Below are 25,918 nucleotides of genomic sequence, written 5' to 3'. Positions count from 1 at the left end.
ACTTCCTTCTCCCCGCCTGCGGGGAGAAGCTGGCGGCAGCCGCATGAGGGCATCGCCGCAGTCTTGCGAGTCGCGACCGTCTTCTACTCTGCCGCCTGTCTTGCCATCGGATTGTTCGGGTGGGTCGTCCAGTTGGCGTAGTTCGGGTCGACGGGACGGCCCGTGCGCTTGTCAAGCGCGCCGGCGGGCAGGGCTTCCAGGGTGATGCAGTTTTCGACCGGGCAGACGTTGACGCAAAGATTGCAGCCGACGCATTCGTCTTCCATCACCTCGAAATGGCGCATGCCGTTGACGAACTGCGTGATCGCCTGATGCGAGGTGTCCTCGCAGGCGATGTGACAGCGGCCACATTTGATGCAGGCGTCTTGGTCGATCTTCGCCTTGGCGACATAGTTGAGGTTCAGATACTGCCAGTCGGAGACGTTCGGAACGGCCCGGCCGGTGATATCGTCGAGCGACCTGTGACCCTTGGCGTCCATCCAGTCGGAGAGCCCGGTGATCATCTCCTGCACGATCTTGAAGCCGTAGGTCATGGCCGCGGTGCAGACCTGCACGTTGCCGGCGCCGAGCGCCAGGAACTCGGCAGCATCGCGCCAGGTGGTCACGCCGCCGATACCGGAGATCGGCAGGCCGTAGGTTTCCGGATCGCGGGCGATCTCGGCCACCATGTTGAGCGCAATCGGCTTCACCGCCGGGCCGCAATAGCCGCCATGGCTGCCGCGGCCATCGATCGACGGTTCAGGAGAAAACGTGTCGAGATTGACTGCGGTGATCGAGTTGATCGTGTTGATCAGCGAGACGGCGTCCGTACCGCCGGCCTTGGCGGCGCGTGCCGGCTTGCGGATGTCGGTGATGTTCGGCGTCAGCTTGGTGATGACCGGCATGCGCGTGTACTGCTTGCACCAGCGCACGACCATCTCGATATATTCCGGCACCTGCCCGACCGCCGAGCCCATGCCGCGCTCGGACATTCCGTGAGGACAGCCGAAATTGAGTTCGATGCCGTCGGCGCCGGTTTCCTCCACGAGCGGCAGGATCGCCTTCCAGGCGTCTTCCTCGCAGGGAACCATGATCGAGGCGATCAGGGCGCGGTCCGGCCAGTTCATCTTCACCTGCTTCATTTCGCGCAGGTTGGTATAAAGGTCGCGGTCGGTAATGAGCTCGATATTGTTGAGACCCAAAAGGCGGCGGTCGGCGCCCCAGATCGCGCCGTAGCGCGGGCCGTTGACGTTGACGACGGGCGGGCCTTCCTCGCCGAGCGTCTTCCAGACGACGCCGCCCCAGCCCGCTTTGAAGGCGCGCTCGACGTTATAGGCCTTGTCGGTCGGCGGCGCGGAGGCGAGCCAGAACGGGTTGGGCGACTTGATGCCGACGAAATTGTTGCGGAGATCAGCCATTGTTCATTCTCCTCACGCGACGGCGACGGCTGGCTGCGCACCGGCAGCAAGCGTACGGTTGATGGATTCGGCAGCATCGCGGCCTTGCGCGACGGCAGATACGGTCAGGTCATCGCCGCCGAAGACGCAGTCGCCGCCCGCCCAGACGCCGTCGAGCGAGGTGCGGCCTTCGCCGTCGATGGCGATCCGGCCGGATTCCATGCGCAGCGAACCGAGACCGGATGCTTCAAAGGTCTGGCCGATCGCCTTGAAAATCTGATCGGCGGCGATGACGCCGGTTTCGCCGGTCGTGACGAGACGGCCGTTGGCGAGCTTGGTATATTCCACCTCGATCGCGGCGACCTTGCCGTCCTGCGACAGGATTGACTTCGGCGCCAGCCAGTGGCGGATGATGACGCCCTTGGACGTCGCGAGGTCCTGCTCGAACTCCGAGGCGTTCATGTGCTCCTTGCCCCGGCGGTAGCAAATCGTCACTTCTTCGGCGCCAAGCAGTTTGGCCTGAACGGCCGCATCGATGGCGGTCATGCCGCCGCCGAGAACGACGACGCGGCGGCCGACGGCAACGTCCGCCTTGTTCGTGGCTTGACGGAGACCGGCGATGAAATCGACCGCGTCATCGACACCCGGCAGGTTCTCACCATCGACGCGCAACGCATTGACACCGGCAAGGCCGATGCCGAGGAAGACGGCGTCGTACTGAGACTGCAGATCGGCAAGCGAGAAATCACGGCCAAGCTGCTGGCCGTGGCGGACTTCGATACCGCCGATCGAAAGCACGTAATCCACTTCCTTCTGGGCAAAGTCGTCGACCGCTTTATAAGTGGCGATACCGTATTCATTCAGGCCGCCGGATTTCGACTTGCTGTCGTAGATGGCGACGTCGTGGCCTTTCACCGCAAGGCGGTGAGCGGCGGCAAGGCCGGCCGGGCCGGCGCCGACAACGGCGATCTTCTTACCCGTCGAGGCGGCGCGTTCATAAAACTGCCTGCCTGCCTGAATGGCCGTATCAGTCGCGTAACGCTGAAGGCGGCCGATCTCTACGGGCTTCTCCTCTGCGGTATTGCGCACGCAGGCCTGTTCGCAGAGCTCTTCGGTGGGACAGACGCGGGCGCACATGCCGCCCAGGATGTTCTGGTCGAAGATCGTCTTGGCCGAACCGATCGGGTTGCCGGTTGCAATCTGACGGATGAAGAGCGGGATGTCGATGGAGGTGGGACAGGCCGTCATGCACGGCGCATCATAGCAAAAATAGCAGCGGTCGGCGGCCACCAGCGCCTCATGCTTGTCGAGGCGCGGATGCAGATCGGAAAAATTAGTTTCATACTCGGCGGTCGAGAGCCGGCCGGAATGAATCCCAGTTTCCAGTCGTTCCATTGAAGTTCCCTCATTATTGGTAAACGGCTAGTGAGGGAAAGCGTAACTCAGGATAAAAAATTTATCAAACGGTAAAATTTTGAAACGTATATTCGCATAAGTATTTGTTTTTGTTATTTTAAGTCGCGCCGTTGAGCACCTGTGCCCATCATTCACGAAGGCAGCCATTCGCCACCTTGCAAAAAAGATTCATAAAAATTCAATTTTTTTCGGATCCGGCGGAACCAAAGGTCAACGCGGTCGTTATTGGGGCATCCGGATGGTGATCGCATCGACCCAACATGCGCGCCCCCAACCCATCATCCGGATTACTCACGGTCCCCTCCCGATGAGTGAAAACAGCCAGTGCGCCGCCCTCGCACTGGCTGTTTTTTGTTCTGGGCCAGCAACGGCGAAACTCAGGGGCGCTTGAGGATTTCGAATTCCGTCTCGGGGATCTGCAGGTAATATTCGATACGGCCAGGAACGAGCCGGAGCTCCGCCTTGCCGCTCATGGACGAGGGAACGACGCGTTCCAGCACGGTCTTGCCGAAGCTGTTTTCACTGAACTCGTGAATCTCTGTCCGGTTCGGCAGGATTTCCACCCAGGCGATCTCGATCGCCTTCTTGCCGTTGTGCTTCGCTTCCTTGCAGTTCAGGGTGATCGAAGACGCGCCGCCGGCAATTGCGCCATAGGAGGCCGAATTGACGATCAGCTCATGAAGCGCCAATCCGAGATGTACGGCGGCATTCGGCGTCATATGCGCATTGATGCCGAAGATCGGCATGGAGCCTGCCGTTTCCGGCCAATAGGGTGCGAACTGCTTTTCCGCAAGGTCGAAGAGATAGGCGCCGCGCCAGCTCGAATCCGTAATCAGATCCTGCGAGTTGGAAAGCGATTGAAGGCGACCGCGGAACTTTGCAAGGAAGCTGTCGAGCGACAGCGTATTGCGGGCCGTTTGCGTCGCGATGCCCTGAATGATCGCGAGCAGGTTCTTCGAGCGGTGCGACAGTTCGCGCAGCAGCGATTTCAGCACTTTTTCACGGTGTCGCATCTCGGTGACTTCGGAGATGACCGAAAGAATGCCGAGCGAGCCGCCGTTATTGATGCGCTGTACTTTGAGTTCGTAGGTCCGGACCTCGCCATCGACGTCCATATCGATCTCGGCATTCGTCGCCGTCCCGGTTTCGAGCACCTTGAACTTGAGTGTCCTCAGATAATCGCCGTGCGCCTTGCCGAAGAGGTCGCTGTCGCTGCCGCCGGCGAAAAACAGTTCGGCGAAATGGCGGGGAAGATTTTCGGCGTAGGAAAGTGTCAGCGTGGAATCCTGGAAGAGAATCGAAATTCCGGCGCTGCTCAGCGCCCGCTCCATCATCGCGGACTTGCCCTCCAGCGCGAAAGGCTTGCCGGTTAATGGTTCTGTCGTATTCACCAGGCCGCCTTTCCTTCGATCCTTCTTGCGCAGCTGGAAAGAGGTTGCCATTTCAGGAACCCCGCTGGTCATATTATGACCAAGCGTTGGAGAAACCGTTAAAGCTGTTGCCGGAGCGGCCCAGCTAGCTGGGAACGCCTCGCTATTGGCTTTGTTCCGTCGCTTTGACGGTTCAGCTTCATGCCGCAACCTTGGTGGATTCATTGAAGAATAGCGCCTGGCTGATCAAAGCCTTGACCATGTCTGGATTGAAGGGCTTGGTGACCAGGAACGTCGGTTCCGGCCGCTCACCTGTCAAAAGGCGCTCTGGAAAAGCGGTGATGAAAATCACGGGCACGCTTGATGTCTTCAGGATGTCGTTCACGGCGTCGATGCCGGAACTGCCATCGGCAAGCTGGATATCCGCAAGGACCATGTTCGGCTTGGTCTTGTTGTAAAGAGCCACGGCCTCGGAATGCGTGCGGGCGATTCCGGTCACCTTGTGGCCGAGGCTTTCGACCATCTGCTCGATATCCATCGCGATCAGCGGTTCGTCTTCGATGATCATGATATCGGTTGCCACCTGGCGCGAGATCTCCTGCGAGGCCTTGTCGAGCAGGCTCATCACTTCCTGGTCGTCGGTCTCGAGTATGTCGGCGATTTCGCCGACGCGGAAATTCTCGACCGACGCGAGGATAAAGGCCTGGCGGGCAAGCGGCGAGACCTTGCTGAGGTTTACGGTCGCACGCTGCTCCCAGGCATAAGGCGACGCCGGCTCGGGAATCTGGATGGCAGTGGAACCAAACAGTTTCGTGAACAGTTTGTAGAGTGCGACGCGGTCGTTCTCGGTATCCGGGAAAATGGATATATCGGCGATGATCGCTTCCAAAACTGCGGCAACGTAAGCATCACCCGAAGTCTGGGTGCCGGTAAGCGCGCGGGAATAGCGACGCAAATAAGGAAGATGCGGCGCAATTCGAGTAGAAAGTGTCATTAAAAACTCCCGTCCGTAGGCCATAACTGGCTTTAATGCAGTGGAAACGTCGCGCTATTAAAAAAGTTCCAGTATATGCGGAACTTTTTTCACAGCCTTGCATTATGGTGGCGACGAATGAAGGGCGTACCGCGATTTTGAGCCTCGATAAACGGCAAGTATCTGAGCACCAACCGCCTCGAGCGGCGGAGGGTGCTGTTGGCATATCACGCCGCAGCGCAAACGTATCGTCCATTCAGACAAAGACAACGGCGAGAAGCGACGAGTTTATGAAAAAGCAGCAGAACGAAGAACAGAATCAGCGGCGGCTGGAAATGCGCGCGAGCGATATCCTCGATCCAAACAACCAGATCGGCGTCAAACTGCGGTCCCTTTATGCGGCGGCACAGGACGAGGCGATCCCCGATCGTTTTCTCGATCTGCTCGAGAAGCTGGACCAGGCTGAGATGATGGCTTCGGCCAAACTGGCCGAGTAAGGGCGAGCTGATGGATAAGGCTAAACCAAGCTTCAAACGCGAACTGCTGGCGGCTTTGCCGAGTCTGCGTGCATTCGCGATTTCGCTGATCGGCCGGCACGATCGCGCCGACGACTTGGTGCAGGACACCATCATGAAGGCCTGGGCAAAGCAGGATCACTTCGAGATGGGCACCAACATGAAGGCCTGGCTTTTCACAATCCTGCGCAACGAACTCTATAGCCAGATGCGTAAGAGCGGCCGCGAGATCCAGGACAGCGACGGCCTTTTCACCGAATCCATGGCGATGCATCCGGCGCAATACGGCGCGCTCGACCTGCAGGATTTCAAGAAGGCGCTTGACCAACTGCCGCCGGATCAGCGCGAGGCGATCATTCTCGTCGGCGCATCAGGCTTCTCCTACGAAGAAGCCGCGGAGATCTGCGGATGCGCCGTCGGCACCATCAAGAGCCGCGTCAATCGTGCGCGCCAGCGGCTCCAGGAACTGCTGCAGATTTCCGGCGAAGCGGATTTCGGCCCGGATTCGACGTCCGCGCCGCTGACGTCGAAGGCCTTCGCCTTCTGATCCACGCGTTGAATGGGAGGAAAAGGCCGGCTGCCTCAGGCGGCGGCTTTTTGTTGTGCAAGAGATGAAGACTAGCCCTGAAAACTTGGCAGCAAATATGCCGGTGGCGCCGCTGCGCAGGATGCTTGACGATTGAGGCGCGGTCACTAGCTGTTTTCATGACCGGTGCTCGTTGCGGATTTGAGCGTGGCTTGCGGGCATGGGCTACCCGAGGAGCAACTCATGGATAGCAACGAACGTCCACCATTTATCACCCACTGGCGCAATATCGAGCGACCCGATGAGCCGCATTATTCAGGACGCGATGAACGCATGAGCATTGGCGCGCCTTTTGGCCGGGCGTTCAGCCTTTCGAAACTCGGCATTCATCATGAGCGGTTGCCGGCCGGCCGGCGTACATCGCTTCCACATGCCGAAAGCGCGGAGGAGGAATTCGTCTTCGTTATTGAAGGAAATCCCGACGTGTGGATCGATGGCCATCTGCATCGGCTCGCACCTGGCGACGGCGTGGGGTTCCCGGCTGGCACCGGCATAGCCCATAATTTCATCAATAACACTGAGGAGGAGGTCCGGCTGCTCGTGGTCGGAGAGAGACACAAGCCGGAGAACCGTATTCACTATCCTCTCAACCCGGAAAGGAAGGAGCTGATTGACGACTGGTGGGACGATTGGCCGAAGCGGCCACTTGGCCCCCATGATGGACTTCCGGACCGCATTCGGAAAAGTGCGAGCGAAACGGGCTAGAGGTCAGGATCCCTAGTCGCGGTGTTTGGAGCCCATTAGGTTTGTTGCAACGAGCGCGGCAAGCACGCCAGCCGTCAAAAGCGGCTGTGAACGGACAAGGCTGATGCCGACGGCTGCCAGCGACTCGATCGCCAGGCGGCGCTCCTGCGCGCGACGCTCTTCCTGTGCGTTCATGATCTTCATGACGATCAGCACGACGATGCCGATCAGCAGGGCGCATGCCGCAAGAAAGAGCGCAGCACCCACCGCACCGTAGATGCCCGCGAGCCAGATTGTCCCGGCTGTGACCGCAAGCACATAGGCGCTCAGAAGGAAGATTGCGGCGAGCACAATGAAAATACCGTTGCGCTTGGTTCGCGCAACGGTCCTGTGAAAACTGTTTCCTATCAAAAGGCTGAGGATCGGAAAGAGCATCGATCCTCCTTAGCGGCGTGCGAGGAGCGCGAGCACGAGGCCGAAGGCGGCCGCCGCACCGATCGTTGCGATCGGATGCCTGCGTACCGTATGGCGAACTTCATTTGCGCCGCGCAGATAGCTCTCCTGCAGATCGTGGAGGAGGTCTTCGCTGCGGCCAAGGAGTTCGTCATAGCCAGCAGCCGCCTGATAGCGGAGCTTTTCGCCGCGCCGTCGCGAATTCTTTGTAACCAGCTTCGTCAGGGTCGCGATTTCGTCGCGCAGGCTTTCGATCTGATCCTCGATTGTGGATTCGATGTCGTGAAGCGTACCGTTGCCATGGCGCCGGCCGCGAATGGACGGGAGGATGGAAGCCATGATGCTCTCCTTGGCATGGGCGCGCGCAAAGTCGCGGGCCGGTTTCAAACGAGGTCAGCACCGATCATTGCAATAAGTCGTATCGCCCGGCATTGATCCAAATCATCGACACGACAACGCGCTGGCCAATCAAAAGTTCCGGCGGTTTAACGGCCGGCAAGCGCGCTGTGAGCCAGGACAAAGGGTGTTGCGTCCATCGGAACCTGATTGATGCGCAGCGGGCATCCGAATACAGATTGCATGCGCTCGTCGGTGAGCACGTCGCTGACGCTGCCGGCAGCGGCTAGTCCCCCGGCTTTCATGAGGACGATCTGGTCCGCGAAAAGAGCGGTCAGGTTGAGATCGTGCATGACCGCGATCACGCCGCCGCCTGCGTCGCAGAATTTCCGCGCAAGGCTCATGATCGTCAGCTGATGGCTTATGTCGAGGCTGGAGACCGGCTCATCGAGCAACAGCCAGCAGGGTTTTCCGTCCGCGACCGGCTCGCAGATCTGGCACAGCACGCGCGCGAGCTGGACGCGCTGCTGCTCGCCGCCCGAAAGCTCCTGGTAGAAACGGCCTTCGAAGCCTCCGAGGTCGACGGCGGCGAGCGCCCGTGCCGCGATCTGCTCTGCCTGTTCGGGGTGCAGGTTCAGCCCTGTCGTCAGTCCCATGCGCACGACCTCGCGCACGGTGAAGGGAAAGGAGATGGCGCTTGCCTGCGGCAGCACGCCGCGAATGGCGGCCAGCTGCCAGGGTTGCATTGTCTTGACCTCTTCGCCGTTGATGCGCACGGAGCCGTCGCAGGAAAGCTCGCCGGAGATCGCCTTCATCGTGGTCGTCTTGCCGGAGCCGTTCGGTCCGGCAATCGCCGTCAACTGGCCGGCCTTCGCCGTAAAGCTGACGTCATGCACGATTGTCTTGCCCGACAGGCGGACCGAGATGCCGGAAAGTTCGATCATCGAAATTCACTTTTAGAGCGCAAGCCGCGAGCGCTGCCGCAACAATATCCAGAGGAAGAAGGGTCCGCCGACTGCAGCCGTGATAATGCCGATCGGCAATTCGGCGGGCGCGACGATGGTGCGCGCCAGAACGTCGGCGAAGATCAAGAGCGAGCCGCCGAGGAGAGCGGAGGCTGGCAGCAAATAGCGATGGTCGGGGCCGATGATCATGCGCAGCAGATGCGGCACGACAATGCCGACAAAACCGATACCACCGCTGACGGCAACCGATGCGCCGGTTGCGGCGGCAACGGTTACGATCGCGATATTCTTCAGCCGCTGAACCGGGACGCCCATATGAAACGCGGCCGCTTCACCAAGTGTTATGGCATTCAGTCCGCGCGCCATGAAGGGCAGGACTGCGAAGGATGCCAGAATGATCGGCGCGGCGGCGGCGATCTTCATCCAGGTTGCACCTGCGAGCGAGCCCATGGACCAGAAAGTGAGATCGCGAAGCTGCTGGTCGTTGGCGATATAGGTCAGCAGACCTGTCATCGCACCCGTTAGAGCTCCGAGCGCGATCCCCGCCAGCAGCATCGTAGCGACCGAGGTCTGGCCATTGGTCGTTGCGATCCGGTAAAGCAGCACCGTCGTAACAAGGCCACCGCCGAAAGCTGCAACCGGCAGGGTATAGATGCCGAGCAGCGCAAGGAATTGCATGGCGATCGTTCCGCCGAGCACGATCATCACGACGGCGCCGAAGCTCGCTCCGGACGACACGCCGACGAGGCCGGGATCGGCAAGCGGATTGCGGAACAGTCCCTGCATCACAGCGCCGGAGACGGCGAGCGAGCCGCCGACGAGAAAGCCGAGGATGGCCCGCGGCATCCGGATGTCGAAGATGATGATCCGGTCGCGCATGTTGAGCGCCGCCTCCGAACCCGCCACGTTTGCAATCACGTCGACAATCGAGGCATCCGAGGCGCCGGTCGTCACCGAAAATAGCATCGAGAAGACGGAACCCACCACGAGCAGGCCGATCACGAGGAGCGCCAGCCGCCCTCGATCGCCTGCCTCGCGGTGCTCGCGAAGCGCGGCTATCGAAAAAAGTGATCGTTTCTGTCCCGTCATGGCGTCCAGCAGAGCCATCTTAGCCCCCGTAGATGGCCGCGTTCAATTCGCGGACGGCGCCTGCGGTGCGCGGACCGAAGCCGAGCAGGTGCAGGCCATCCATGCGGATGATGGCCTTCTTCTGGGCCGCGGGGGTCAGTGCGAGCGCCGGCTGCTTGAAGAGGTCGTCGTTGGCCGCCGCGTGACTGCCCTGACGGTTCATCATCAGGATCACATCGGGCTTTGCCTCGACAATCGCCTCATCGGTCACCGGCTTGTAGCCGGAGAAGCTGCCGACGGCATTGATGGCGCCTGCGAGCTTGATGATGCCATCAGCCGCCGTGTCCGTGCCGGAGGCCATGATCTTGCCGCCCTGCGTGCTGAGGATGAAAAGCACGCGCTTACGCTTCGCTTCCGGCCGCTTGCCGGCATCGGCGATCGCGGCATCCAGATCGGCGCCGACCTTGGTTTCCAGCGCCTTGGCCTTGTCGGGCACCGCAAGCAGTGTGCCGATCTTGTCGATCTTCGTCAGGATACCTTCGCGATCGTAGGTATTCGGAACCGTCTCGAACGGCACGCTGGCGTTCTTGAGGACGGTCAGCGCTTCCGGCGGGCCCGATCCTTCGACAGCGATGATCGCGGTCGGGTTGACGGCAAGGATGCCTTCCGGCGAGAGAGCCCGCATATAGCCCACGTCCGGCAGCTTCATGGCAGCTTCGGGATAGGTGCTAGTGGAATCGCGGGCGATGAGGCGGCTTTCTTCGCCGAGCGCATAGACGATTTCCGTTACGTCGCCGCCGACGGCGACGAGGCGCGAGGTGTCGATCTTTTTCGGTTCCTCGGCCTGCGCCGCCCGGATGAAGCTATGCTCCGCCGTTTCAGCGGGCAGCAAAGGCAGTGCCATGACGGCCGCCGTCAGCGTCAGTTCGCAAAGCCGGCGGCGGCGCAAGTTCGAAGGTATTTTCATCGTTCCGCTCCTTACGCTGCGATGCTCGTTCCGGCCTTCGGCAGGCTTTCGACGATTTCGCGCCAATCGATACGCTCGTCGAAACCTTCCTTCCGCTTGCCGAAGAACTGGATGATCATTTCGCCCTTGGCGTCATAGGCTTCCAGCGAAGTGATGTGGCCATCCTTGGTGGGCTTGCGCACGGCCCAGGTCTCGGCGATGTGGTCCTGGCGAAGGTGCAGGTGGAAGGTCGGATCCATGATGTTGATCCAAGGTCCCATCGCCTGAACGTTGAAGATTGGGCCGGAGTGGATCTGCACGATGCCGTTGTTCGCGACAAAGCACATGATCGGCAGACCGGCTTTGACGGATGCGTGCATCATCTCGGCCGTCGCCGTGTTGCCGAGCTTCCAGGCGTAATCGTCGCCGACCGTGCGCAGTGCGGCCTGGCGGCCGATTTTCAGGCGCTTCAGCATGCCGAAGAATTCATGCGTGTCCGTGAGCTTGCTCCAGTTGTCGCGCAGCTCGTCGCGGCCGACGTCGCCGCTCTCATCCTCTGAAGCGGAGATTTCGGCTTCGACGAATTCCTGCGACTGGTCGTCGAGCTTCAGATCAGCGACGATCGAGCGGTAGGCCTCGACGTTCGAATTCGGACGCAGATGCACCTTGTGGACCGCGTTACCCGTCTTGTCGAAATACTGCAGGCTGAGGCGTTCCTCGTCGCCATTCTTCTTCGTGACGGCAAAGCCATGGGCCCAGCGGCTCGGGAAGATGCGAAGGTCGATGTTTTCGCCGAGGACGATTGCGCTCTGCATGCCCATTTTGATGTTTTCGAAGACACCGATCTTTTCGTGGACGGCACTTTCATTGCGCGACAGCGCCATGACTTCGCCGAGTTCGGCCACGCGCTCCAGAAGCTTCAGCGCGCTGGCGTCGATGCGGGTCGCGGAAATGCCGACTTCGGCGGCGACGAGGGCCGCTTCGGAAATGTTCAGCCGCGCTGCGATATCGCGCTCGCGCATCTGCGAATTTTCGGCGCGGAACGCGCGAATTTCGGCCGGTGCCGGTCTGGTCTCATCAGTCATCTGCCACCCTTACTTATTGAGAATGAGTTTGCCCTGCCGGGTAATTTTCATGCGGTAGACCACGCCGTCATGCCGGATCATGATCTCGTTCGCGCCGCGGAAAATGTCCGCGCTTTCGATGGTGCGAATTTCGGCTGCCTCCCGCGGGAGAGGTGCATGCTTAAAGGTGTCTGGCTTCTCAACCATCATTTCGGTTGGCAATTTCCGCTGGTGCCGGGGGCTTGTTTTCCTCCGGTCTTGATACAATTATCTTGACTTTCATAGTCACCATTTTTTAATGACGCAATAGAAGACTTATAAACTCAAGTTTTAGAAATTACATGGAGAAGCGGTATGGCGGCAGATTTGCGGCACTTGTGGCAGGCGGATTGATGACGGCCGGAAGTCTTTGCCCCGCTTATGCGCAGGATGCCGCCGTGGCCGCCCCCGCGAATGCCCTCGAAGTCGAGTTGAATGCGCTGACGCCCTCGCAGAAGGGCTGCATGATGACCTTCGTAGCGCTCAATAAGCTTGCCGCACCCGTCAACAAGATCTCTTTCGAGCTTGCCTTCTTCAACGACAAGAACGCCGTCGACAAGATCACCGTGCTCGACTTCCGCGATCTGCCGCAGAGCAAGAAGCGGGTGCGGCAGTTCGACATGCCGAATGTGAAGTGCGAGGCCGTGACCCGCATTCTCATCAACGATACGCCGGTCTGCGACGGCCCGGTAGCGGGCGAATGCATGAAAGGTCTCGTTACCCGTTCGCAGATTTCCGTTCCCTTCGAGGGGCGAGCAATTCGCGCCGGAGTTGATCTCCGGCGGGCTTCAGTTTCAAACCGGCCGGGGCAGGGCACATGGCAGTTTCAGCGAAATCCAGGTCGCGACGCGATTTCATCGTGGAGCAGGATGCTGACGGTTTGAACGACAATATGCCGGGTATCCATCCCGGTCATGAAATGCCCGAGCTGCGCAATGCGCAGCGCCAGCCCGCCGCAGAAGCCGTGATCCACTATGCGCGCCTCTCGCTGATCGAATCTTTCCCGGAGCATCCGCAGGCGCAGAAGACAGCCGCGGCAGACGCGCCGCCGATGGACCATGGTGCCCTTGAAAAGCAGGCAAACGAGCCAAAGCCGAGCAAGCGACGCGTCGCCGCTGCCTGCCTGACGTCCTTTGCCTTTCACGCCATTCTCTTCACGGCCCTGGCAATCGGCTTCGTCGTGACGCCACACGACCCGGAGGAGGAAGCGGGCGAGGCCGTGAGCGTCGTCATCCTTGGCGATTCCGAAGCCGACCAGGCCTCTGCCGGCGATCCGGATCTGCAAGTCGAGCCGCAGCCGGAAGAAGTGGTTGCCGAAACGGTGCAGCCGCAGACTGTCCAGCCCACGGAAGTCCAGCCGACGGAGGTTCCACCGGAAACGGTGCAGCCGACCCAGGCGGAAGCCGTACCGCCAATGCAGGAGGTCACGCGTGTTTCTCCCGAGACAGTAACGGCGGCAGAGCCTGAGGTGTTGACGTCGAACGGTCCTGCTGAGACCTCGGTCGTGCAGCCGACGGCCACGGAGACACCGGAGGAATTGAAGCCGGTCGAGACCGCCGAAGCGCTGCCGGAGCCGGTGCAGCCGCAAGAGGCACCGACGCCGACAGCCAAGCCGAAGGCTGAAAAGCCGAAGCCGGTGGAAAAGAAGCAGCCGCCGAAGAAGACGGAAAAGGAGATTGCCGGCTCCCAAGGCGAGAACAAGCAAGATTCCAGGCGAGGGGCCAGCGACGGAAGCGAGACGGCAAATTCCGACCAGAACTCGCGCAGCGCCGGGAGCTCCGGCGGAGCCGGGAGCGCAGCCGTTGCCAACTATCCCGGCAAGGTGCAGTCGCGCATTCGCCGCGCAGTCAAGGTGCCCACGGAATATAAACGGATGAGCGCTTCGATGAGTGTCCGCGTGCGCCTGACGATCGGCGGCGACGGTTCGCTGGTGTCTCTTTCCGTCGCGCGCAGCTCCGGAATTCCCGAGCTGGATCAGGCGGTTGTGGCCGGCGTGCGCCGTGCCTCGCCTTTCCCGCCGCTGCCTTCCGAGTGGGGCAAGCCGAGCTGGACCTTCACGCAGGACGTGCAGATCTCGGGCCGGCGATAAAATATGACAAAAAATGTCAACTTTATACTTTACTCTAAAAATCAAGTTTAATAAGGTCCGTTCGCACACGTTAGAATCGTGTGACGATCAACGAGCGAACGGGTGATAAATGGCTCGGAAGGCGAAGAAGGGATCTAACCGGGAAATCCGCGTCAGCGCGGATGTGGCAGCGCACACGGCGCAGCAATCTTCCGGCGGATCGAAACTGGATGGCCGCAGTTTCCTCTATGTCGGCGGCCGCGATTGCCAGGTGGCGCATCTTCGCCAGATCGCGAGCAGCTTCGGTGCCGAACTGATCCATCATGACGGCGGGCTGCGCGAGGCGGTCTCGCGGATCGATACGGTTCTTCCCTCCGTCGACTGCGTGTTCTGCCCGATCGACTGTATCAGCCACGATGCCTGCCTGCGGGTGAAGACCGGCTGCAAGAAGTTCGGCAAGGCCTTCATTCCGCTGCGCAATGGCAGCAAATCGAGCCTGGAGCGTGCGCTGCAGACAATGAACGAACGAGACAATTCCCGATGAAAGACCAGCGCCTTGACGGGTTCATGATGATCGGCCTGCATAAGCTCGCCGCGCAGAATGGCGACGGCCTCGTGCCTGAGCTCTACGATCTCTTGGTGAAAAATGCCGAGCGCCAGCAGCTTTATCCGAACGTGACGGAGTTTCCCGTCTGGGAAGCGCGCATGCCGGGAGAAAAGACCGATGCAGCGCTTGGCCGCGAGGCGGCAAACGGCAATAATGTCGTTGCCTTCCCGCAGGCCCGCGCGGACGGCACGAAGTGTGAGGAGCTCCCGATGTATATTGCGATGAACCGCTTCAAGGTCGCAACCGGCGCCGAGGCGGATTTCGAAAATGTCTGGCGCAACCGTGACTCCAGTCTGGCGCAGGTGCCCGGCTTCGTCGAGTTCCGCCTGCTGCGCGGCAAGACGGATGCGGAGGAGGGCTATACGCTATTCTCGTCGCACACGGTCTGGCAAAGCGAAGAGGATTTCCAGAACTGGACGAAATCCGAAAACTTCCGCGCGGCGCACCGCAATGCGGGTAACCATAAGGTCATGTACAAGGGGCCGCCGGTATTCGAAGGTTTCAACGTCGTGGACGGCATATGAGCGGCGATCCGGACCGTATCGAAGTTCTTCCGGTCCTGCCGTCGCTCGATATTGCCGAGACGCTTGCCTTTTATCGTGACGAACTCGGCTTTGCGCAGATCGTGCACCATACGCCTGACTATCTGATCGTCAGGCGCGATGAGATGGAACTGCATTTCTGGCGCACCGACGATGCCAGCCTGCCGGAGAAGACGTCGATCTACCTGCGTGGCGGGGGCATTGCGGCCCTCCATGCGGAATATCGCGCGAAGGGCGTCAGGCATCTGACGGATATGCAAGTGCGACCCTGGAACATGGAGGAATTCTACATCCATGATCCGCACGGGAACCTGCTGCGCTTCGGCCGGGTGCCGCAGCGCTAAGCTTATGGTTTGTTGCGCATCAAGCCGCCGGCGGCGATCGCCAGCCAGCCGAGCATCATCGCCCAGCCGCCAGTCGGGGCGGCAAAGGGAAATAGCCCGATCCCCGCAAGGCGCAGCATCACGAGATCGCCGGCAAAGAGCAGTGTGCCAACGATGATCAGAAAACCGGCCAGCCGGGCGGTTCTGATCTCCTTAATTCCAATTGCGAGACCTAATAGTGCAGGGGCGTGTGCCAGGCACATCGCGGAGGCGGAGGCTGCGAGCGCGGCTTCACCACCACCGTGGGCCGCGAGGGCGGCAAGTGCCACGCCTGCCGCGCCGAAGAGACCGGCAAAGACGAAGAAAAACGCTGCGGCACGCGTGTTCGAGATCATGGCTGATCTTACTCCCTGTTCTGAATATGAAACGCCAGCCGTTCGATCGGCGGCCAGATGATCTCACGCAGCTTCTCGTTGACGATCGTCTCGTCCATTGCGCGGCGGAAGCAGAGCAGCCACTCGTCACGCTCGACCGGGCCGATCGCGGCGACGAAATGGCGGCTGCGCAGCCGCGGATGGCCGCGTTTGTCAGTATAGAGCGGCGGGCCGCCGAGGTAGCCGGTCAGATATTCGTAGAATTTCTCCTCGCTACCTTTGAGACTCGGCGGATGGACCGCGCGGACACGCCTTGCCTCCGGCAGCGTGTCCATCAGCTCGTAGAAACGCTGCGCCAGCGCCCGCACCGTGAGGCCGCCGCCGATCGCCTGATAGAGCGTGATAACCTCTTCCGTCAAATTCCGTCCCCTGAAATGCACTTCTTAATGCACTGCTGCTGCGCTATTCGCAACCGGTTGCGATGCGCCGCGGCATTTCGCCCAGGATGCCTGAGGCAGAGCGTGCCCGCAGATTCTGATTGACAAAACCGTCCAGACGGTATTTTTATAGAACATGTCAACTGCTCATCATCGCAAGAAACAGCCTGTTCTCGTGCGCCGGCAATTGCTGGATGTCGCCGCACGCCTTGCGACGGAGCAGGGCATGGCGTCGGTGACGCTCGATGCCGTCTCCGGCGCATCCGGCATCAGCAAGGGCGGTTTGCTGCACCATTTCCCGACCAAGAACGCGCTGCTGGATGCGTTGTTCGACAGTCTGCTCGAGCGCTTCGATCAAGAACTCGGTGAACTGATGCGGGCCGATCCGGTGCCGCAAGGGCGCTTCACGCGCGCCTATCTTTTCGTGTGCGCCGACATCAGCAAAAGGACGGATGACTCCCGTCACTGGACGCAGGTGACGATTGCAATGCTGGCCGAGCCGCGACTGCGCCAGCGTTGGCGGGAATGGGTGCGGGAGCGGGCGGAAGAATATGTCGGCACCGACTCGTCGATCGACGCTCAGATCGTGCGCTTTGCTGCGGACGGTCTCTGGCTTGCCGACGCGACGGAAAGCAACTTGATCGGTACTGCCGAACGCAGCGCGCTGATTGCCCGGCTTACCGAACTCACGAAGCGCTAATTATTTTCGAAGGACAGAACCATGAGCCCGGCTGCCGTCTACGCGCTGCTTTTCGCCGCAATCATCCTGGAAGTGATCGGCACGACCGCGCTGCAGCTCTCGCAGCAGCTCACGCGTTTCTGGCCGAGCGTACTTCTCGTCGTCTGTTACACGGCTGCCTTCTACGTCCTGTCGCTCACTTTGAAGGTGATCCCGGTCGGCATTGCCTATGCGATCTGGAGCGCTTTGGGAATAGTGCTGATTTCGGTGGTCGGGTTTGTCTGTTTCAAGCAGCGCCTCGATCTTCCCGCCGTGCTCGGGCTCGGGTTGATCATTGCCGGCGTTCTGGTCGTCAACCTCTTTTCAAAATCCATTTCTCATTGATTTTTCTTGGTTTTCTCCGTTCATTGCCTCGCTTTGCAAGAGCAGCGCCAAGAGGTCTATGTGCCGGCTGCGTTGACGAGCATCGCGGATGCCCCAAATGAGCCGGTAAGGAAGGCACTGGAGCCGGATGAAGAGCGCGGCCCGAAACCGCACCGGACGGCCAAGCCGCTCACTGCTGAGGAGCATCCATGCGACTACTCGTTCTTGGTACGGGCGTGATGGCGAAGAACCAGTTGCGCCATTTCGCGCACATGGATGGTGTCGAGGTCGTCGGCGCGGTCGATACCGATCCCGATCGCCTGAAGCTCTTCGCCGATGAATTCGGCGTCGAAAAGCGTTTCCTGACATTGGACGACGCCATAGCCTGGGGTGATTTCGACGCCGCGACGAACGTCACGCCGGACCGCATCCATCACCCGACGACCATGGCGCTGATTGCTGCCGGCAAGCATGTGCTCTGCGAGAAGCCGCTGGCGGAAAACTATCCGAAGGCTCTGGAGATGACGGAAGCGGCGGAAACGGCAGGCGTCGTTAACATGGTGAACCTCACCTACCGCAACGTCGCGCCGCTGCAGCGCGCCCGCGAGATGGTACTCGCAGGCGAGCTCGGCACCATCAAGCATGTAGAAGCATCCTATCTGCAGAGCTGGCTCGTGTCGCGCGCCTGGGGCGACTGGCGCACGGAATCGACTTGGCTCTGGCGCCTTTCGACCGGCCACGGCTCGACCGGTGTGCTCGGCGATGTCGGCATCCACATCCTCGATTTCGCCGCTTATGGTGCAGCGACCGATATCGATCACGTCTTTGCCCGGCTGAAGACCTTCAACAAGGTACCGGGCGGCCAGATCGGCGAATATCTTCTGGATGCGAACGACAGCTTCACGATGTCGCTCGATTTCGCCAATGGCGCGCTCGGCGTGGTGCATGCCAGCCGCTGGGCGACGGGCCACTTGAACGAGCTGAAGCTTCGCATCTACGGCGAGAGGGGGAGTCTTGAGGTCAACCATCGCCCTTCCGGCTCGGATTTGCGCGGCTGCCTCGGCGACAACGTCGAAAGTGCGACCTGGAGGGAGATCGAGGCCGCTCCGGTGGCGACCAACTACCAGCGCTTTGCCGACGCGGTGATGAGCGGCCTGCAGCCAGACCCCAACTTCCGCCACGCCGCCAACCTGCAGAAGGTGATCGATCTTGCCATGATCACCGAGCGCGAACGGCGTGAACTGAAGGTGTGATTTCGCAAAAGCTCTGCGCGCCCTGCCAACGCGGACGCTCCGTCAGTGGACGATATCCGTTCCAGGCGGGGGGACGGGAAAGACGCTGTCCAGAGGAAACCGGCGGGCCTCCGCATGGGAGCTCGCAGCAAGCGCGCTACTTCTTCTCGCCCGAAGTTCCTCCTGGATGATCGAGTCCATGCCGAACTTGAAATTCCTGGTGCTGAACCGCGCTGCGTGCGTGCGAATGGTTTCGGGATCGAAATCCTCGGCGTGTTCTTCGAACGACCGCACTGCGTCGACGATGGCTTCAACGTTCTGCTCGTAGAAGAGGAGGCCGGTTTCTCCCGGCACGACCGTTTCAAGCGCTCCGCCACTGCCGAAAGCGATGACCGGCCGGCCGCTCGCCATGGCTTCCACCGGGACAAGGCCGAAATCCTCCTCTCCGGGGAAGATCAGGGCGCGGCATCGGGCCAGTTTTTCCTTGAGAACCGGAAAGGGCACCCGCCCCAGGAATTTCACGGTCGGCCCCGCGATCGACTTCAGCATGGCAAGCTCTTTGCCTTCGCCGATGACGACGAGGTTGCGTCCCATCTTGGAAAAGGCCCTCACGGCGAGATCGACCCGCTTGTAGGAGACGAGCTGCCCGGCGCAAAGATAAAAGTCCTCGATGGTATCCGACGGCGCATAGTCCTCGACTGCTACTGGCGGATAGACGACCGTGGCGGAGCGTCCGTAATACTTGCCGATGCGCGCTTTTACATGGTGCGAATTCGCGACGAAACGGTCGACGCGCATGCTGGTGCTGACATCCCAGGACCGCAGAAGCGGGGCGATCACCGGAAGCATCATTCTGGAAGCGAGGCCGGCATGCGAACGATAGACGTGATAGTGGTCCCAGATATAGCGCATCGGCGAATGGCAGTAGCAGACATGTGTCGAATGCGGCGGAGCAATGATGCCTTTGGCGGGGCCCGATTCGCTTGAGATGATCAGGTCGTATCCGCTGAGGTCGAGGCTTTCGAGCGCGAAGGGCATCAGCGGAAGCAGCGACTGATAATGCCTGACGGCACCCGGCAAGCGCTGCAGAAACGACGTCTTGACAACATGCCCCCTTATTTTTTCGGAGACGCGGCTTTCATCGTAAACGAGGGTGAAGATGTCGGCGTCTGGGAACATGTCGCAGAGGGCCTCGACGACCTTCTCGCCGCCGCGCATCGAAACCAGCCAGTAGTGAACAATCGCGACACGCATGATGTCTCCCTCGCCAACCAGTCGGGCCATCATCGTTGAAGCGGGGGACATTCCACAGAGCCTAGATTGGTCTGCAACCGCCCTAAAACGGTGTAGAGCCACGGCCAAAAGACCTATGTGGAGCGGGCACTTGGCCGGAGATACCGCAACTGGGGGAAGCGGCCGGTGGTTTTCTACTCCGTCTTCCTCAGATTGGACTAAAGCAGGCTGCGTCGCGGTGGATTTACTCGAATTGCATTAGGCGCATCATCGACATTCGGCGGTTTGCCCGCTGCAGAATGACGAGGAGAACAAGGTCGCGCCATGCCCATTGCTGCCGTACGCAATTCAAGAACCGCATTGCCCGGCGCCCGTCGTGTCCTCCGCTTCATCATGGCGGCAGGGCTCATTGGCACCGCTTTGACCGGACAAGCCGTCCATGCCGCAGACGACAGCTACCGCATCAGAGCGCAGACGAGGATGAAGGTCTCGGTCGTGGAATGGGTGCCTTCAACGGGCGAGTACAAGGAATGGACCGCTCTCAACGGCGAATATGCCGTGTCTCAGCGCGGCGATATCTCGATGCCGATGGTCGGCGAGATTGCCGTTCTCGGCAAGACGACGGAAGAGACGGCGCTCCTGATCGGTGAGAGGATCAAAAAACTGACGGGGCTTGCGACCGCTCCCATCGCCTCGGTTGAGATCGCCAAATATCCGATGGTCTATGTCACGGGTGCCGTCGAGCGGCCGAACGAGTTCGAATTCCGGCCAGGACTGACCGTCAAGCAAGCGCTTGCCCTGGCTGGCGGACGGGAACGCCGCAACGATCGCTCCGGCGAATATGCCGACGCCGAGCAGATTCGTTACGCTGGGGAGTTCAGCCGCCTCGAGCTTCAGGCAAAACAGCTCACGGCCCGCCGCGCCAGGCTGATCGCCGAGCTGAACGACAAGCCTTCCGTGGATTTTCCTCCGGAACTGACCGGCGCCCCCGAAGGTTCAGTCGTGGGCCAGATACTGAAAAGCGAAAGCGCTCTCTTCACGGCAAGAGCCGACGCCTTGCGGCACCAGCTGGAATCCGCAGCAGATCTCATGAAGCTCTTGCGAAGCGAGATCACTGTGCTCGACGAGAAGATGGTGGCGCAGGAAAGGCAAGTCCAGATCGCCCAGGATGAGCTTGGCGACATCGCAAAACTCGTCGACACCAAGATCCTGACCACCTCCCGCAAGACATCCCTTGAACGCATCGTCGCCGATATGCAGAGCGACAAGCTCGATCTGGTCGTCGCGTCCATGCAGGCCAAGCAGAAGCTGAACGAAACCGAACGTGAAGCACTCAACCTGAAGGGCCAGCGCAAGACAGAGGTGGGGCAGGAATTGCAAGTAACAGAAGCGGAGCTGGAAGACGTGCGGTTGAAGCGCTCCACGACCGTTCAGCTGCTGCAGGCCGCAGGCGCATCCGTTGCACGCTATGAAAGCCTCCAGGCCGTCGACGTGCAACCGCTTGAATATTGGCTGACCCGCGGCGGTGACTCGGGCACTGCCGCTCCGGTTCCCGATAGCGCTGGGCTTGAGCCGGGGGATGTGCTGGACGTTCGCTACAATGTCTCCAAGAACCTGGACGGCTCGATGCTTTCGTCCGCCAATCCTCCTCCGCGGGTGCAGTAAATCACATGAATTCGAGGATTGGGCAAAACAATATGGTTGTTCACGACATCGGCAAGCTTATCCCCGGCGATCAGTTCGGCAAGAAGCAATCAGCTGACACGGAAAATATATCGTTCGGCGACATATGGCGCTTTCTGCGGCGCCACACCTTGATACTTGCCCTCTTCACGGCGGTAGGCGCTGCCGCGGGCGGTGTTTATGTCGCCACCCAGCCGCCGCTCTTCTTCGCGGCTGCCCGCCTCGTCATGGATCCCGAGCAGGGCCGGATCGCATCCCAGGATGCTTTCACTGGAACGATCATCATCGAGGCGGCTGAAATCGCCAGTCAGGTGGAGATCATCCAGTCGGAGCCGATCGCGAAAGCGGTCATCAACAAACTCAATCTCTCCGAGGATCCGGAAATCCAGGACAATGCGTCGTGGCGGTCGATCGTCAAGGACTGGCTGCAGTCGATGATCGGCGAAGCGGCTGCACCCGCCGCACCCGGCCAGGAGGCGTCGGACGAGGAGATACGCATGCGCAGGACGATGGCGTCGTTCCTGTCGCGGGTCTCGGTCGTCAGGGTAGGGCAATCCTATATCCTCGAAATCGGCTACAAATCTACCGATCCGCAAAAGGCGGCTCGCGTCGCGAACGCCCTTGCGCAAGCTTATATGGATTCGGCCGTCTCCGCGCGCGCCGCAGCAGCGCAAAGCGGGGCGAACTGGCTGGAAACCCGGTTGATCGACGTGGAGAAGCAAGCCCGGCAGGCGGCATTGGATGCAGAAGAATTCCGGGCCATGAACGGCATCATGGAACTCGGCACCACATCGTCCCTGGACCAGCAGCAATTGTCCGAGATCAGCAGCCAAGCCATTTCCGCAAGCGCCGAGACCGCTGCCGCGTCCGCCAAGCTCGATACCCTCAATCGGATGATGGCGGGGGAAACGGTTCGCGGCAGCGTTCAGGAGACGATCGACAACCCCCGCATACAGAAACTCCAGGAGGACGTCAGCCTTGCTACGACCAGGCTGAACAATCTGATAAGCCGCTACGATCCCGGCAATCCCGCGATCGCGGCCGCCAAAGAGGAAGTTGCACGGCTAACCGGCGATATCAGGAACGAACTCGTCCGCATCCAGGAAGTATACAAAACGAACCTGCAGGTCGCGCAAACCCGCGAACGCCTCCTCAATGACCAGATGGCGGCGCTGACTGCTACCGGCACGGACAAAAACCTGGCGCGTGTGAAACTCACCGAAATGGAAAGCCGTGCAACGACCTATCGCCGCATCTATGAAGGAATTCTCCAACAACTGACGGGCACGTTGCAGAAGCAGTCTTTCCCGCTCGGAGATGCCCGTGTCGTGACGGCCGCGTCCGCGCCGCTGACGAAGAGCTCGCCGAAACCCTCCATCATCCTGCCCTTCACCACGCTGATGGGCCTGGCCGGTGGTCTCCTGCTCGCGCTGCTTTTTGATGGAAGGGGCAAGGGGATTCACTTGAACTCCAGGCTGCGGCAGGAGCTCGGTATAGCGTCGCTCGGCAGCCTGCCTCTTCAGGGCGCAACGGCAGTTTTGCCCGCCGGGGCGAAGGCGGCAAACCTGCAGGCCGCGATGCCGCTGCGGGGTGTGCTCGATGCGCCCTATTCCGATTTCACCGAAGCCTTGCGAGGCGTGAAGAACTCCATTGGTTCGGCATTCCGCCCCAATTCGCCAATGGTCATCGGCATCACGTCGGTCGGCAGCGGCGAGGGAAAGACGACGGTTGCGGCGAACCTCGCGCAGCTCTACCAGAATGAAGGCACGCCGGTCGTCCTCGTCGATGCCGATTTCCAAAAAGGCTTCCTGAGCAAAGTGGCGAGTGCCGCCGGGGAGGACTTCGGGCTCGGCTTGCTGCGGATGGATCATGTTGGCGCGCATGAGCCGCAAGCCGCCGAACATGTCGGGGCGGGTCACGATGAGCACGGCCGCAGGAGCAGGAGAAACAGGGACGACGAGCATGCTGAAGCCTCCACGCTGGTTCCCGTGCTGACCGTTGAGGAGACAAGGCGGTCTGCCGCGTGCCACCAGATATTTGGTCATCTTGCCGCGCTCAAGACGGAAATTGAGCTACTCCGCCAGAACTACGGCGTCGTCATCGTCGATCTTGCGGCATTCGAAGGCTCGGCGGATACCCGGCATATCTTCAACTATCTGGATGGCATCGCCATTGTCGTCGGCAAGCCGAAGAAAATGACCATCGAGCGGCTGTCGGCCGCGCTTGCGAGCTTCGGCGCGTCGCGGGTGAACCTGCTCGGGATCATCGCCAATCGCAGCGGTGGCAGCAAGCGTTCATCGGGAAAGCCTGCTTCGTCGCGGCGGAGCGAACCTACCGCAAAACCGGCCGCTCCCCATCTGGCCTTCAATGACAAGCCGCGCGGGCGCCCGCTCAAGGTGGCTGTCGGCATCGCGAGTTCGGGCAGGCGCGAAATCCTTTCTGCCGTGCTTCCCCATATATCGCACCAGACGCGTCAGCCCGAGGAGGTCGTCATCTGCGTGCCCTCGCTTGAGGATGTCGACCGAGCGAGCCTTTCCTCGCTCGCATGCCCGGTCAGGGTACTGGTTTCAGAGCGCGGACTTTGCCTTCAGCGCAATACAATTCTCGACAGCATCGTCGGTGCGGATGTGGTGCTCTTCCTCGACGACGATTTCCTGATGACGCCCACTTATATCGAGGACACTGAGCTGCTGTTTCGCACCCGGCGCGATATCGTCATGTCGACGGGCACGGTCATCGCCGACGGGATCACCGGGGCGGGTATCTCGGTCTGCGACGGCCTGAAACTCGTGCAGAAGGTTCGCCGCCCGCAGAAACGGGAGAAATCCTTTAAGCCGATCTATAACGCCTATGGCTGCAACATGGCTGTCCGTGTTTCGGCGATCGTGGCTTCAGGCGTCCGGTTTGACGAGAATCTGCCGTTTTATGGCTGGCTTGAAGATGTCGACTTCAGCCGCATGATGGCGCGATATGGCGAAGTCATTTGCGCCGACCATCTGCAGGGCGTGCATCTCGGCACGAAGGCCGGTCGAACGACCGGCATCAAGTTCGGATATTCGCAGATCGCAAATCCCATCTATCTCGTGCGCAAGAACACCCTGAGTTCGGGGCGGGCGGCTGCGCAAATGGGCCGGAACCTGGCCGCCAATCTTGTCAAAGCCTGGCGCCCCGAACCCTGGGTCGACCGGAAAGGGCGTCTGAAGGGCAATGCGATCGCAATTTTCGATCTTCTGATGGGCAGGCTTGCCCCGCAGAATATCAGGACGATGGGGTAGGATCGTGATTCAGCGTTATCCCGATCGTGTTGTCGTCATCAATGACCGTTCGACAAAGGTCGGGGGAGCCTCCAACCTCGCCATTCTGTCGGCGCATTTGCTCAAACGCGCCGGCATTCCCGTAACCTATCTGGCGGGCGACGCGGCTGGAAGCGAGCTGCCGGCGGACGACACCATCAATCTCGGCGGCGCACCGCTGACCGCCCAGGGGCGGATCGCAGCCTCGATCAACGGGCTTTACAACAGGCAGGCTCTCGATGCCGTGCGCGAGGTCATCGATAGTGCCGACACGGCCTCGACCATCTATCACGTCCATGGCTGGTCGAAGATCCTTTCGCCTTCCATCTTCCAGGCCCTGTGGCCCGTCCGCCAGCGCGTGGTTCTGCATGCACACGATTATTTCCTGTGCTGCCCAAACGGCGGTTTTGCGAACTACCGGAAAGACACCGTCTGCACTCTCACGCCGATGTCGGTGCCGTGCATGATGACGCAATGCGACAAACGCGGCTATCACGAGAAGATCTGGCGTTCTGCACGCCACTTGCTGCGTGAGCGGCTCTATCCGACGGACGAGCTCCCGGCCAATATCGTCATCGTGCATCAGCGGATGCGTGAATATTTCGAGCGCGCCGGCCTCTGCACCGATCATATCGAGACCATTCGCAATCCGGTGGAGCCGTTTCTGCGCAGAGGGGCCGAACCCTGGACGATGCGGGATTTCTTCTTCGTGGGAAGGCTCGAGCCGGAAAAAGGGTTCGAGGATGCCGCGCGGGCGGCGCGGCTTGCCAATGTGAGGCTCCAGATCATTGGCGATGGCGCAGGGCGGTCGATATTGGAGCGCGACTATCCTGAAGTCGTCATCCACGGCTGGAAAGCGAAAGGGGAGATGCACGAACTCCTGCGCAATGCGCGCGCCATCGTCGTGTCGTCGCGCGTGCCGGAACCTTTCGCGCTTGCAGCCGTCGAAGCGATCGGAAGCGGAATTCCCGTTATTGTGCCGGACGCCGCCTTGTTGGGAAACGAGCTTGAGGAATTCGGTTGCGCGCTGACATTCAGGACGGGGAACATCGGATCGCTGGCGACGGCGATGCGACGGCTCGCAGCCGATGATGCGGTGGTACGCTCCATGAGCTTGAACGGCCTCAGCAAGGCGCCCGGGCTTGCTCATTCGCCGGAAACCTGGGGCGAAGCGCTGATCGCTCTCTACGGCCGGATCTTGGCGCGAACGAGCTTGGCTGGCGTTGCCGGTCGGCTACCTGAACGATCCGGCAATCGATCCGCCGCCTATCGCCATCCATTCATTTAATTGAA

27 protein-coding genes and 1 pseudogene are annotated in these 25,918 nt (G+C 60.5%); 14 read left to right on the top strand and 14 right to left on the bottom strand.

Going from position 1 to position 25,918, the window contains the following annotated elements; genetic code table 11:
• Positions 1–83: 83 nt before the first annotated feature.
• From preA to QA644_RS13455, 4 genes are all read right to left on the bottom strand, one after another.
• Positions 84–1,397, bottom strand: a complete 1,314-nt coding sequence (gene preA / locus QA644_RS13470) for an NAD-dependent dihydropyrimidine dehydrogenase subunit PreA (protein ID WP_074069248.1) — start codon at positions 1,395–1,397, stop codon at positions 84–86.
• 12 nt (positions 1,398–1,409) lie between these two features.
• Positions 1,410–2,771, bottom strand: a complete 1,362-nt coding sequence (locus tag QA644_RS13465; RefSeq protein WP_283068933.1) for an NAD(P)-dependent oxidoreductase — start codon at positions 2,769–2,771, stop codon at positions 1,410–1,412.
• A gap of 398 nt (positions 2,772–3,169) precedes the next feature.
• Positions 3,170–4,123, bottom strand: coding sequence for a sensor histidine kinase (locus tag QA644_RS13460; RefSeq protein ID WP_183927579.1), 954 nt, complete (start codon positions 4,121–4,123; stop codon positions 3,170–3,172).
• Positions 4,124–4,361: 238 nt separating this feature from the next.
• A complete protein-coding gene (locus QA644_RS13455; protein ID WP_074069246.1) occupies positions 4,362–5,156 on the bottom strand; it encodes a response regulator in 795 nt (264 codons plus the stop codon).
• A 269-nt stretch (positions 5,157–5,425) separates the two neighbouring features.
• Between QA644_RS13455 and QA644_RS13450 the strand changes: the two genes are divergently transcribed.
• The 3 genes from QA644_RS13450 to QA644_RS13440 all read left to right on the top strand — a co-directional run bounded on the left by QA644_RS13450 (position 5,426) and on the right by QA644_RS13440 (position 6,941).
• Entirely contained in the window at positions 5,426–5,632 is a 207-nt protein-coding gene (locus QA644_RS13450; protein ID WP_074069245.1) for a NepR family anti-sigma factor, read from the top strand.
• 10 nt (positions 5,633–5,642) lie between these two features.
• Positions 5,643–6,197, top strand: a complete 555-nt coding sequence (locus QA644_RS13445) for an RNA polymerase sigma factor (RefSeq protein WP_022717008.1) — start codon at positions 5,643–5,645, stop codon at positions 6,195–6,197.
• Between the two features lie 222 nt (positions 6,198–6,419).
• Positions 6,420–6,941 (top strand): cupin domain-containing protein, encoded by a 522-nt coding sequence (locus tag QA644_RS13440; RefSeq protein ID WP_283068932.1) that lies wholly within the window; start codon positions 6,420–6,422, stop codon positions 6,939–6,941.
• Between the two features lie 12 nt (positions 6,942–6,953).
• Here QA644_RS13440 and QA644_RS13435 read toward each other — a convergent pair whose 3' ends face one another.
• From QA644_RS13435 to QA644_RS13405, 7 genes are all read right to left on the bottom strand, one after another.
• Positions 6,954–7,355, bottom strand: a complete 402-nt coding sequence (locus QA644_RS13435) for a hypothetical protein (RefSeq protein WP_283068931.1) — start codon at positions 7,353–7,355, stop codon at positions 6,954–6,956.
• 9 nt (positions 7,356–7,364) lie between these two features.
• A complete protein-coding gene (locus QA644_RS13430; protein ID WP_156886509.1) occupies positions 7,365–7,715 on the bottom strand; it encodes a DUF883 family protein in 351 nt (116 codons plus the stop codon).
• Positions 7,716–7,858: 143 nt separating this feature from the next.
• Positions 7,859–8,653 (bottom strand): heme ABC transporter ATP-binding protein, encoded by a 795-nt coding sequence (locus QA644_RS13425; RefSeq protein ID WP_239597804.1) that lies wholly within the window; start codon positions 8,651–8,653, stop codon positions 7,859–7,861.
• Positions 8,654–8,665: 12 nt separating this feature from the next.
• Positions 8,666–9,781, bottom strand: a complete 1,116-nt coding sequence (locus tag QA644_RS13420; RefSeq protein ID WP_283068930.1) for an iron ABC transporter permease — start codon at positions 9,779–9,781, stop codon at positions 8,666–8,668.
• 1 nt (position 9,782) lies between these two features.
• Positions 9,783–10,709: a hemin ABC transporter substrate-binding protein gene (locus QA644_RS13415; protein ID WP_283068928.1), complete on the bottom strand. Its 927-nt coding sequence runs from the start codon at positions 10,707–10,709 to the stop codon at positions 9,783–9,785.
• Positions 10,710–10,720: 11 nt separating this feature from the next.
• Positions 10,721–11,773 carry a ChuX/HutX family heme-like substrate-binding protein gene (locus QA644_RS13410; protein WP_283068926.1) on the bottom strand — a complete coding sequence of 351 codons (1,053 nt, stop codon included), beginning with the start codon at positions 11,771–11,773 and terminating at the stop codon, positions 10,721–10,723.
• A gap of 9 nt (positions 11,774–11,782) precedes the next feature.
• Entirely contained in the window at positions 11,783–11,962 is a 180-nt protein-coding gene (locus QA644_RS13405; protein WP_039845633.1) for a hemin uptake protein HemP, read from the bottom strand.
• A 182-nt stretch (positions 11,963–12,144) separates the two neighbouring features.
• Between QA644_RS13405 and QA644_RS13400 the strand changes: the two are divergent.
• The 5 genes and pseudogenes from QA644_RS13400 to QA644_RS13380 form a co-directional block, all read left to right on the top strand.
• Positions 12,145–12,543 (top strand): annotated as a pseudogene (locus QA644_RS13400) (hypothetical protein); the annotation flags it as partial.
• 65 nt (positions 12,544–12,608) lie between these two features.
• Positions 12,609–13,880 (top strand): TonB family protein, encoded by a 1,272-nt coding sequence (locus tag QA644_RS13395; RefSeq protein ID WP_283068922.1) that lies wholly within the window; start codon positions 12,609–12,611, stop codon positions 13,878–13,880.
• A 109-nt stretch (positions 13,881–13,989) separates the two neighbouring features.
• On the top strand, positions 13,990–14,403 hold the full coding sequence (locus QA644_RS13390; protein ID WP_239597814.1) for a DUF2325 domain-containing protein: 414 nt from the start codon (positions 13,990–13,992) through the stop codon (positions 14,401–14,403).
• A gap of 272 nt (positions 14,404–14,675) precedes the next feature.
• On the top strand, positions 14,676–14,990 hold the full coding sequence (locus QA644_RS13385; protein ID WP_283072382.1) for an antibiotic biosynthesis monooxygenase: 315 nt from the start codon (positions 14,676–14,678) through the stop codon (positions 14,988–14,990).
• A complete protein-coding gene (locus QA644_RS13380; protein ID WP_194727728.1) occupies positions 14,987–15,352 on the top strand; it encodes a VOC family protein in 366 nt (121 codons plus the stop codon). The genes QA644_RS13385 and QA644_RS13380 overlap by 4 nt, the downstream gene beginning before the upstream one ends.
• A 2-nt stretch (positions 15,353–15,354) precedes the next feature.
• On the opposite strand, the gene QA644_RS13375 is transcribed toward QA644_RS13380, so the two are convergent.
• Together QA644_RS13375 and QA644_RS13370 are read right to left on the bottom strand one after the other, a co-directional pair.
• A complete protein-coding gene (locus QA644_RS13375; protein ID WP_283068921.1) occupies positions 15,355–15,726 on the bottom strand; it encodes a DUF423 domain-containing protein in 372 nt (123 codons plus the stop codon).
• 8 nt (positions 15,727–15,734) lie between these two features.
• A complete protein-coding gene (locus tag QA644_RS13370; protein ID WP_283068920.1) occupies positions 15,735–16,124 on the bottom strand; it encodes a group II truncated hemoglobin in 390 nt (129 codons plus the stop codon).
• A gap of 154 nt (positions 16,125–16,278) precedes the next feature.
• Between QA644_RS13370 and QA644_RS13365 the strand changes: the two genes are divergently transcribed.
• The 3 genes from QA644_RS13365 (at position 16,279) to QA644_RS13355 (ending at position 18,437) form a co-directional block, all read left to right on the top strand.
• Entirely contained in the window at positions 16,279–16,842 is a 564-nt protein-coding gene (locus QA644_RS13365; protein WP_283068918.1) for a TetR/AcrR family transcriptional regulator, read from the top strand.
• 21 nt (positions 16,843–16,863) lie between these two features.
• The gene (locus tag QA644_RS13360; protein WP_074069229.1) at positions 16,864–17,205 is read left to right on the top strand and encodes an SMR family transporter; all 342 of its coding nucleotides are present in this window, start codon (positions 16,864–16,866) and stop codon (positions 17,203–17,205) included.
• Between the two features lie 188 nt (positions 17,206–17,393).
• Positions 17,394–18,437: a Gfo/Idh/MocA family oxidoreductase gene (locus tag QA644_RS13355; RefSeq protein WP_239597827.1), complete on the top strand. Its 1,044-nt coding sequence runs from the start codon at positions 17,394–17,396 to the stop codon at positions 18,435–18,437.
• Positions 18,438–18,479: 42 nt separating this feature from the next.
• Here QA644_RS13355 and QA644_RS13350 read toward each other — a convergent pair whose 3' ends face one another.
• Positions 18,480–19,670, bottom strand: coding sequence for a glycosyltransferase (locus QA644_RS13350; RefSeq protein ID WP_194727723.1), 1,191 nt, complete (start codon positions 19,668–19,670; stop codon positions 18,480–18,482).
• Positions 19,671–19,973: 303 nt separating this feature from the next.
• Here QA644_RS13350 and QA644_RS13345 point away from each other — a divergent pair, with 303 nt between their 5' ends.
• The 3 genes from QA644_RS13345 to QA644_RS13335 are packed head-to-tail and all read left to right on the top strand — an operon-like array spanning position 19,974 to position 25,913.
• Positions 19,974–21,314, top strand: a complete 1,341-nt coding sequence (locus tag QA644_RS13345; RefSeq protein ID WP_283068917.1) for a polysaccharide biosynthesis/export family protein — start codon at positions 19,974–19,976, stop codon at positions 21,312–21,314.
• Positions 21,315–21,346: 32 nt separating this feature from the next.
• Positions 21,347–24,607, top strand: a complete 3,261-nt coding sequence (locus QA644_RS13340) for a Wzz/FepE/Etk N-terminal domain-containing protein (RefSeq protein WP_283068916.1) — start codon at positions 21,347–21,349, stop codon at positions 24,605–24,607.
• A 4-nt stretch (positions 24,608–24,611) separates the two neighbouring features.
• The gene (locus tag QA644_RS13335; protein WP_283068915.1) at positions 24,612–25,913 is read left to right on the top strand and encodes a glycosyltransferase family 4 protein; all 1,302 of its coding nucleotides are present in this window, start codon (positions 24,612–24,614) and stop codon (positions 25,911–25,913) included.
• The last annotated feature ends 5 nt before the right edge of the window (positions 25,914–25,918 follow it).

The organism is Rhizobium sp. CC1099 (assembly GCF_029714385.1).
In the GTDB taxonomy this organism is placed as follows: Bacteria; Pseudomonadota; Alphaproteobacteria; order Rhizobiales; family Rhizobiaceae; genus Rhizobium.
This window is presented reverse-complemented; position numbering and strand designations above follow the sequence as displayed.

What these genes read in the sequence shown, in the direction of transcription:
- preA (WP_074069248.1), bottom strand. Translation starts at nt 1,397, where the DNA reads ATGGCTGATCTCCGCAACAATTTCGTCGGCATCAAGTCGCCCAACCCG.
- QA644_RS13465 (WP_283068933.1), bottom strand. Translation starts at nt 2,771, where the DNA reads ATGGAACGACTGGAAACTGGGATTCATTCCGGCCGGCTCTCGACCGCC.
- QA644_RS13460 (WP_183927579.1), bottom strand. Translation starts at nt 4,123, where the DNA reads ATGGAGCGGGCGCTGAGCAGCGCCGGAATTTCGATTCTCTTCCAGGAT.
- QA644_RS13455 (WP_074069246.1), bottom strand. Translation starts at nt 5,156, where the DNA reads ATGACACTTTCTACTCGAATTGCGCCGCATCTTCCTTATTTGCGTCGC.
- QA644_RS13450 (WP_074069245.1), top strand. Translation starts at nt 5,426, where the DNA reads ATGAAAAAGCAGCAGAACGAAGAACAGAATCAGCGGCGGCTGGAAATG.
- QA644_RS13445 (WP_022717008.1), top strand. Translation starts at nt 5,643, where the DNA reads ATGGATAAGGCTAAACCAAGCTTCAAACGCGAACTGCTGGCGGCTTTG.
- QA644_RS13440 (WP_283068932.1), top strand. Translation starts at nt 6,420, where the DNA reads ATGGATAGCAACGAACGTCCACCATTTATCACCCACTGGCGCAATATC.
- QA644_RS13435 (WP_283068931.1), bottom strand. Translation starts at nt 7,355, where the DNA reads ATGCTCTTTCCGATCCTCAGCCTTTTGATAGGAAACAGTTTTCACAGG.
- QA644_RS13425 (WP_239597804.1), bottom strand. Translation starts at nt 8,653, where the DNA reads ATGATCGAACTTTCCGGCATCTCGGTCCGCCTGTCGGGCAAGACAATC.
- QA644_RS13420 (WP_283068930.1), bottom strand. Translation starts at nt 9,781, where the DNA reads ATGGCTCTGCTGGACGCCATGACGGGACAGAAACGATCACTTTTTTCG.
- QA644_RS13415 (WP_283068928.1), bottom strand. Translation starts at nt 10,709, where the DNA reads ATGAAAATACCTTCGAACTTGCGCCGCCGCCGGCTTTGCGAACTGACG.
- QA644_RS13410 (WP_283068926.1), bottom strand. Translation starts at nt 11,773, where the DNA reads ATGACTGATGAGACCAGACCGGCACCGGCCGAAATTCGCGCGTTCCGC.
- QA644_RS13405 (WP_039845633.1), bottom strand. Translation starts at nt 11,962, where the DNA reads ATGATGGTTGAGAAGCCAGACACCTTTAAGCATGCACCTCTCCCGCGG.
- QA644_RS13395 (WP_283068922.1), top strand. Translation starts at nt 12,609, where the DNA reads ATGGCAGTTTCAGCGAAATCCAGGTCGCGACGCGATTTCATCGTGGAG.
- QA644_RS13390 (WP_239597814.1), top strand. Translation starts at nt 13,990, where the DNA reads ATGGCTCGGAAGGCGAAGAAGGGATCTAACCGGGAAATCCGCGTCAGC.
- QA644_RS13385 (WP_283072382.1), top strand. Translation starts at nt 14,676, where the DNA reads ATGTATATTGCGATGAACCGCTTCAAGGTCGCAACCGGCGCCGAGGCG.
- QA644_RS13380 (WP_194727728.1), top strand. Translation starts at nt 14,987, where the DNA reads ATGAGCGGCGATCCGGACCGTATCGAAGTTCTTCCGGTCCTGCCGTCG.
- QA644_RS13375 (WP_283068921.1), bottom strand. Translation starts at nt 15,726, where the DNA reads ATGATCTCGAACACGCGTGCCGCAGCGTTTTTCTTCGTCTTTGCCGGT.
- QA644_RS13365 (WP_283068918.1), top strand. Translation starts at nt 16,279, where the DNA reads ATGTCAACTGCTCATCATCGCAAGAAACAGCCTGTTCTCGTGCGCCGG.
- QA644_RS13360 (WP_074069229.1), top strand. Translation starts at nt 16,864, where the DNA reads ATGAGCCCGGCTGCCGTCTACGCGCTGCTTTTCGCCGCAATCATCCTG.
- QA644_RS13355 (WP_239597827.1), top strand. Translation starts at nt 17,394, where the DNA reads ATGCGACTACTCGTTCTTGGTACGGGCGTGATGGCGAAGAACCAGTTG.
- QA644_RS13350 (WP_194727723.1), bottom strand. Translation starts at nt 19,670, where the DNA reads ATGCGTGTCGCGATTGTTCACTACTGGCTGGTTTCGATGCGCGGCGGC.
- QA644_RS13345 (WP_283068917.1), top strand. Translation starts at nt 19,974, where the DNA reads ATGCCCATTGCTGCCGTACGCAATTCAAGAACCGCATTGCCCGGCGCC.
- QA644_RS13340 (WP_283068916.1), top strand. Translation starts at nt 21,347, where the DNA reads ATGGTTGTTCACGACATCGGCAAGCTTATCCCCGGCGATCAGTTCGGC.